The sequence below is a fragment of the Pseudonocardia sp. MH-G8 genome (assembly GCF_002262885.1).
GTDB lineage: Bacteria > Actinomycetota > Actinomycetes > Mycobacteriales > Pseudonocardiaceae > Pseudonocardia.
On record NZ_NKYF01000003.1, the window covers coordinates 184,241 to 190,371 of the forward strand.

Below are 6,131 nucleotides of genomic sequence, written 5' to 3' on the forward strand. Positions count from 1 at the left end.
CCTCGGGGACGTCCACCGTGGCCGTCCCTCTGATGACGAGGACGCGCACCCGGATTCGACATCCGACTCAGGAGTGTTCTAGCGGCCTCTCACCGCCGTCGCGTGGTCGCCGAACACGAACGGGCTCGGCTCGCACTCGGCGATGAAGTCGCCGGGGAACCCGAGTTCGAACTCCACCGCGGCCTCCAGCCGCCGGACCGCCTCGTCGGGCAGGACGAGGTCGAGTGCACCGAGATTCTCGGTGACCTGCGCGACGGAGCTGGCACCGACCAGCGGGTGCACCGCCGCGGACCGGCTGCGCGTCCAGGCGATGGCCACCTGGGCCGGGGTGGCGCCCAGGTCCTCGGCGACGCCCTGCACGGCCTGCACGGCGGCGTGGTCGCGCGGGGTGAGCGCCGACGGGTCGACCCGACGCGGGCGACGGCCGCCGGCGAGCACCCCGGAGGCGAGCGGCGCCCACGCCGCCACGGACATCCCGAACGCCTCCGCCATGGGCAGCAACTCCCGCTCGACGTCGCGGCGCAGGAGGCTGTAGGGCACCTGGAGGCCGGCGAACGGGGTGCGGTCCCGCCACTCGGCGAGCGTGTTCGCCCGGGCGACGACCCAGGCGGGCGCGTCGGAGATGCCGAGGTAGAGGACCTTGCCGGCCTGCACGAGATCGTCCAGCGCGCGCACCGTCTCCTCCAGCGGGGTGTGCCGGTCCCAGATGTGCACCCAGAGGACGTCGAGGTAGTCGGTGCGCAGCCGCCGCAGGCTCTGCTCCACGGAGAGCACGAGGTTCTTGCGGTGGTTGCCGGCGGCGTTCGGGTCGCTCGCGTCGCGCGAGAGCGTGTACTTGGTGGCGAGGACGAACCGGTCGCGCCGCTCGAGGACGGAGCCCAGCAGCTCCTCCCCGTTCCCGTACGCCGAGGCGGTGTCCAGGACGTTGCCACCGGCGTCCGCGTACGCGTCGATGATCTTGCGAGCCACGGCGGCGTCGTCGAGGACCATGGTGCCGAGGAAGACCTCCGACACCCGCAGGCCGGTCCGGCCGAAGAGGCGGTACCGCACGGTCAGCCCTCCGGGCCCTGGTCGCGCGCGGAGATCGGATACGCAGTTCCTGCGGCTGTGAACGTACTCATGCCATCGAGCATCGACCGAGCCCGCCGTCGTAGGGAGACCGTGCCAGGGACCCCCTACGCTCGTCGACGTGGCCGACAACGCGTTGGGCGCCTTCCTGCGCACCCGGCGGGAAGCGATCGCCCCGAGCGCCGTCGGGCTGCCGGTCGGCTCCCGCCGTCGCACACCCGGCCTGCGCCGGGAGGAGCTGGCGTCGCTGGCCGGCATCAGCGTCGAATATCTGACGCGGCTGGAGCGCGGCCGCGACCGACATCCGTCCGCGCAGGTGGTCGGGGCGCTCGCCGACGCGCTCGGCCTCTCACCCGACGAGCGGGTGCACGTGCACCGGATGGTCAAGACCGCGGACGGGCAGGCCTGCCCGCAGGCCACCCCGCCACCGCGGACGGTCCGGCCCACCGTCCTGGCCCTGCTCGAGCGCCTCGAGCCCACACCCGCGCTCGTCGTCGACCCGCAGTACGACGTACTCGCCTGCACCGCCGGGTTCCGACGGCTCGCGGGTCCGGTCGGGCTGCTCGACGGCGCCGAGCCCAACCTCGTGCGATTCACCTTCGCCGACGCGCGGTCCCGCGCTGTGTTCCCGGATTGGGAGGACGTGGCCGACGAGCGCGCCGCCGCCCTGCGGGCCGCCGCCGACCTCGGTGACCGCGCGGCGTCCGCGCTCGCCGAGGAGCTGTCCATCACCGTGGGTGTGGCGTTCGGCCGCCGGTACGCCACGGCGGCAGTCCTGCCCCCGTGGACAGGTGTCGCGCGGTGGGTGCACCCGACGGCGGGGATGCTGCAGCTGGCCTTCGAGAGCCTCCTACTGCCCGGCCCCGAGGAGCAGCGCCTGGTCGTCCACCTCCCGGCCGACGCGGCCACCGCCGCGGCGCTGGACGCACTGCCCACGGCGACGACCTCGGCCCTTCAGGCCGGGCCACCGCCGAAGCCGATCTCGTTGCCGTCGGGATCGCGGTAGATCACCTTGCGCACGCCGTTGGAGGAGGTCTCCCGCGATGCTCGGCGAGCTCTCAGACCGCCTCCGCGTCGTTCGGGAGGAACGCCGGCTCGGACCCCAGCAATCGCTCGTACCAGGCGCAGGCGGCCGCGAGGTCGCGGACCGGGATCCCGGCGAAGAGGTCGAGGCTCATTGTCCGATGTTGGTGCGACGAATCCCCCAGTTCGTGCCGTGCGGACGGCGGGGACTCACTAACGTCGGTCCGATGGCACAACTCGTACGGGACGTCATGACCTCCCGCGTCGTCACGGTGCGTTCCGACGAAGCCGTGTCCGCCGCGGTCGACCAGATGACCCGCTACGGCTTCAGCGCGCTACCGGTGGTCACCCCCTCGTTCCGGCTGGTCGGCATGGTGAGCCTGCTCGATGTGCTGCGCTTCCGCGAGGAGTACGGCGCCGCGGGCTCGGAGGCCGACGCGGACGTCGCCGTCGAGGCGATCATGAATCCGGATGTCCTGTCGATGTCGGCCAACGCCAACGCGGCGGTCGTCGCCCAGCGCCTGCGTAGCCACGGGGAGCTGCGGGTGATGCCGGTCGTGCAGGGCGGCAACCTGGTCGGCGTCGTCACCCGTAGCGACCTGCTGCGATACCGCGACGGCACCCGCCGCGGCGGCGGGCGGCGCTTCTTCGGCGGCCGCGACGTGCCGGCCGACGACCCCCTGTTCGCCTACGAACGCGGCCGCCGCCCCGGGCCCGCCCCGGGCCCGGACACCCCGGTGCGCGACGTGATGACCCACGAGGTCGTCGCCGTCACCGCAGCGGACCTGGTCACCCTGGCCGCCGAGCTGATGTTGCAGCATCGCCACACCGCACTCCCGGTCGTCGAGGGCGATTGGCGGCTGGTCGGGATCCTGAGCGAGGCCGACATCCTCACCGACCCACTGGCCGGCCGCTCGGCGCACGCCACGGTCGGCGCCGTGATGACGAGGTCGCCGTTCGTCGTGGCCGTCGGCGCCACCGTCGGCGGAGCGCGGGCCCTGATCGCCGACCGCGGCCTGCGCACCCTCCCGGTGGTCGACGGCGACCGGCTCGTGGGTGTGCTCAGCCGCAGCGACGTGATCTGAACCGGCGACAGGCCGGGCCGCCATCCGCAGTGATCGCCGAACTGGTGCAGGAACGGCGCCATGTTGCCGTTCCTGCACCAGACTGGTGATCACGTCGAGCTGCGGCTCGCGTCACGCGGTGGTCTCGGGGTCGCCCGGCGCCAGGTGGAGCTGCCGCCGCGTGCCGGGGTCGATCTCCGCTCCGGCGGCGTCCGAATGCCGGATGCCGTTGTACACGAGGTCCCAGAGCTGCGGGTTCGCCTCCAGCAGCCCGAACGGCAGCGTCAGCCGCTGTGCATTCGGCCCGACGAGCCGGAGCGCGAGGCCCCTCGGCGAGTCCAGGACGCGGATCGTGCGCAGCTCGTAGAGCGGCAGGTCGACACCGTCACCGTCGGTGTCCACCTCGGCGACGGCGAGGGCGCCGGCGCGCAGCACGACCGTGGGGTCGGACGCGTGGTACCCGAAAGCCAGTACCGCGACCACGGCAACGACCGCGGCCGCGATCAGGTAGGCACCCGTCCGGTCCTCGGCGGTGAACCACAGGAAGATCGCCACCACGACGGTGACCGGCACCACCGTGTACACCGCGCCGAGGGCGGCGGCCCGCCAGCGCCCCGGCGGGCGATCCGCCGAGGCGCTCTCCAGCGCTGGGGGCCCCTGCCCCGACCTGGCGACGAACAGCTGGTCGGCGACCTGGTGGTGGCCGACCTCCAACCGGTAACGCTCGTCGCGCCACGGACCCTCGACCTGCGGTGCCGCGGGCGGCCTCGGTTGCCCGGACGGGTCCGGTACAGGGGGAAGGTCCCCGGCTGACATCGCCACCTCTTTCGCATTCGCACCCGCCGGCATGTCCGCGGCAGGCTAGAACAAGCCACCGACGAAGTCGCCGACGGCGCGTCCCGCCGATTTGACCCCGTCCACTGCGCCCTTGGCCGCGTCCCCGATCGCGTCGTCGACGTCGGTGTTGGCGAACAGGATCGAGACCCCGACACCCACCACGATGCCGCCGGCGACCGCCCACCCGGCAACCGGAACGGCGGCAGCCGCGCCGGCCGCCATGATCGCTGCCTGCGCCCCGGCCCCGGCAGCGGCGCCCACGATCGCGGTCGAACCCGCCCGGCCCACCGCGTGCGCCGGGTCCTCACCGTTCGAGATGCCCGAGGCGACGTCGATACCGACACCGACGATCGTGCTCGCCCCGGCGACCTTGGTCAGCCCACGCCGCACGGTCTCCTTGACCCGGCTGTCGCCCATCACCCGAACCTTGCCGTTCGGCCCGTCCACCTGCACCCGGTTGATCCGGTCCGCGCCGGTCCTCGCACTGAACTTCTGCAGACCCTGCGGGATGTAGCCATGGATGCCCCGCGGCAACCGACTCTCGGTGATCTTCTGGAGCCTGCCCGACGCGTCCTGGTAGTAGTTCGCCAGCCTCAGGTGGCGTTCGACGGCCTTGAGGTCGCCCCGCCCGCTCGCCCTGGCCGCGGCAAGGTTGTGCCGGGTCGCTGCATCATTGTAGGTGCCGGTTCCCCGGTGGTAGTTGTTGGCGAGGTCCACGCCGACCCCGACCACCGTCGGCGTAGCCCCCGGGTCCCAGCCCTGCTTCTGGCCGTTGCCGCGCAACCCGTTGCCGGTGTTCTGATTGCCGATGTTGTTGTTGCCGTTGTTGTCGTTGCCCCGGTTGTCGTTGCCGAGGTTCCGGTCCCCGACGTTCCGATCGCCGACGTTGTCATTCCCTCGGTTGTCGTTGCCGAGATTCCGGTCCCCGACGTTCCGATCGCCGGCATTGTCGTTCCCCTGGTTGTCGTTGCCGATGTTCCGGTTCCCGACGTTGCGATCGCCGGTGTTGTCGTCACCCCGGTTGTCGTTGCCGACGTTCCGGTTCCCCACGTTGCGATCGCCGACGTTGTCGTCACCCCGGTTGTCGTTACCGACGTTCCGGTCTCCGACGTTGCCGTTCCCCTGGTTGTCGTTGCCGACGTTCCGGTTCCCGACATTGCGATCGCCGGTGTTGTCGTCACCCCGGTTGTCGTTGCCCCGGTTCCGGTTCCCCACGTTGCGGTCACCGACGTTGTCGTCACCCCGGTTGTCGTTGCCGACGTTCCGGTTCCCCACGTTCCGATCGCCGACGTTGTCGTCACCCCGGTTGTCGTTACCGACGTTCCGGTTCCCCACGTTCCGGTTCCCCACGTTCCGATCGCCGACGTTGTCGTCACCCCGGTTGTCGTTACCGACGTTCCGGTTCCCCACGTTCCGGTCACCGACGTTGTCGTCACCGCGGTTGTCGTTACCCCGGTTCCGGTTCCCCACGTTCCGATCGCCGACGTTGTCGTCACCGCGGTTGTCGTTACCCCGGTTCCGGTTCCCCACGTTCCGATCGCCGACGTTGTCGTCACCCCGGTTGTCGTTACCGACGTTCCGGTTCCCCACGTTCCGGTCACCGACGTTGTCGTCACCCCGGTTGTCGTTACCGACGTTCCGGTCTCCGACGTTGCCGTTCCCCTGGTTGTCGTTGCCGACGTTCCGGTTCCCCACGTTCCGATCGCCGACGTTGTCGTCACCGCGGTTGTCGTTACCCCGGTTCCGGTTCCCCACGTTCCGGTCACCGACGTTGTCGTCACCCCGGTTGTCGTTACCGACGTTCCGGTTCCCCACGTTCCGGTCACCGACGTTGTGGTTCCCGACGTTGTGGTTCCCGACGTTGTAGCTACCCACGTTGGAGTTGCCGACGTTGTAGCTACCCCGGTTGTAACTCCCCACGTTCCCGTCACCGCGGTTGTAGCTACCCACATTCGAGTTGCCGACGTTGTAGCTACCCCGGTTGTAACTCCCCACATTCCCGTCACCGCGGTTGTAGCTACCCACATTCGAGTTGCCGACGTTGTAGCTACCCCGGTTGTAACTCCCCACATTCCCGTCACCGCGGTTGTAGCTACCCACATTCGAGTTACCGACGTTGTAGCTACCCCGGTTGTAACT

5 protein-coding genes and 1 pseudogene are annotated in these 6,131 nt (G+C 70.6%); 2 read left to right on the plus strand and 4 right to left on the minus strand.

Annotated features, from left to right (window positions below; translation table 11 throughout):
- Positions 1-78 precede the first annotated feature (78 nt).
- The gene (locus CFP66_RS10690; RefSeq protein WP_094922675.1) at positions 79-1,050 is read right to left on the minus strand and encodes an aldo/keto reductase; all 972 of its coding nucleotides are present in this window, start codon (positions 1,048-1,050) and stop codon (positions 79-81) included.
- Positions 1,051-1,189: 139 nt separating this feature from the next.
- Here CFP66_RS10690 and CFP66_RS10695 point away from each other — a divergent pair, with 139 nt between their 5' ends.
- Entirely contained in the window at positions 1,190-2,074 is an 885-nt protein-coding gene (locus CFP66_RS10695; RefSeq protein WP_094922677.1) for a helix-turn-helix domain-containing protein, read from the plus strand.
- Between the two features lie 52 nt (positions 2,075-2,126).
- Here the strand turns inward: CFP66_RS10695 and CFP66_RS50250 are convergent, their stop codons facing one another.
- Positions 2,127-2,246, minus strand: a complete 120-nt coding sequence (locus tag CFP66_RS50250; RefSeq protein ID WP_369805009.1) for a VOC family protein — start codon at positions 2,244-2,246, stop codon at positions 2,127-2,129.
- A 72-nt stretch (positions 2,247-2,318) separates the two neighbouring features.
- On the opposite strand from CFP66_RS50250, the gene CFP66_RS10705 reads away from it, so the two are divergent.
- Positions 2,319-3,176 carry an HPP family protein gene (locus CFP66_RS10705; protein ID WP_158228063.1) on the plus strand — a complete coding sequence of 286 codons (858 nt, stop codon included), beginning with the start codon at positions 2,319-2,321 and terminating at the stop codon, positions 3,174-3,176.
- 111 nt (positions 3,177-3,287) lie between these two features.
- Here CFP66_RS10705 and CFP66_RS10710 read toward each other — a convergent pair whose 3' ends face one another.
- Positions 3,288-3,971 carry a hypothetical protein gene (locus CFP66_RS10710; protein WP_143517211.1) on the minus strand — a complete coding sequence of 228 codons (684 nt, stop codon included), beginning with the start codon at positions 3,969-3,971 and terminating at the stop codon, positions 3,288-3,290.
- Positions 3,972-4,016: 45 nt separating this feature from the next.
- Positions 4,017-6,131: pseudogene (locus tag CFP66_RS10715) on the minus strand (hypothetical protein); the annotation flags it as partial.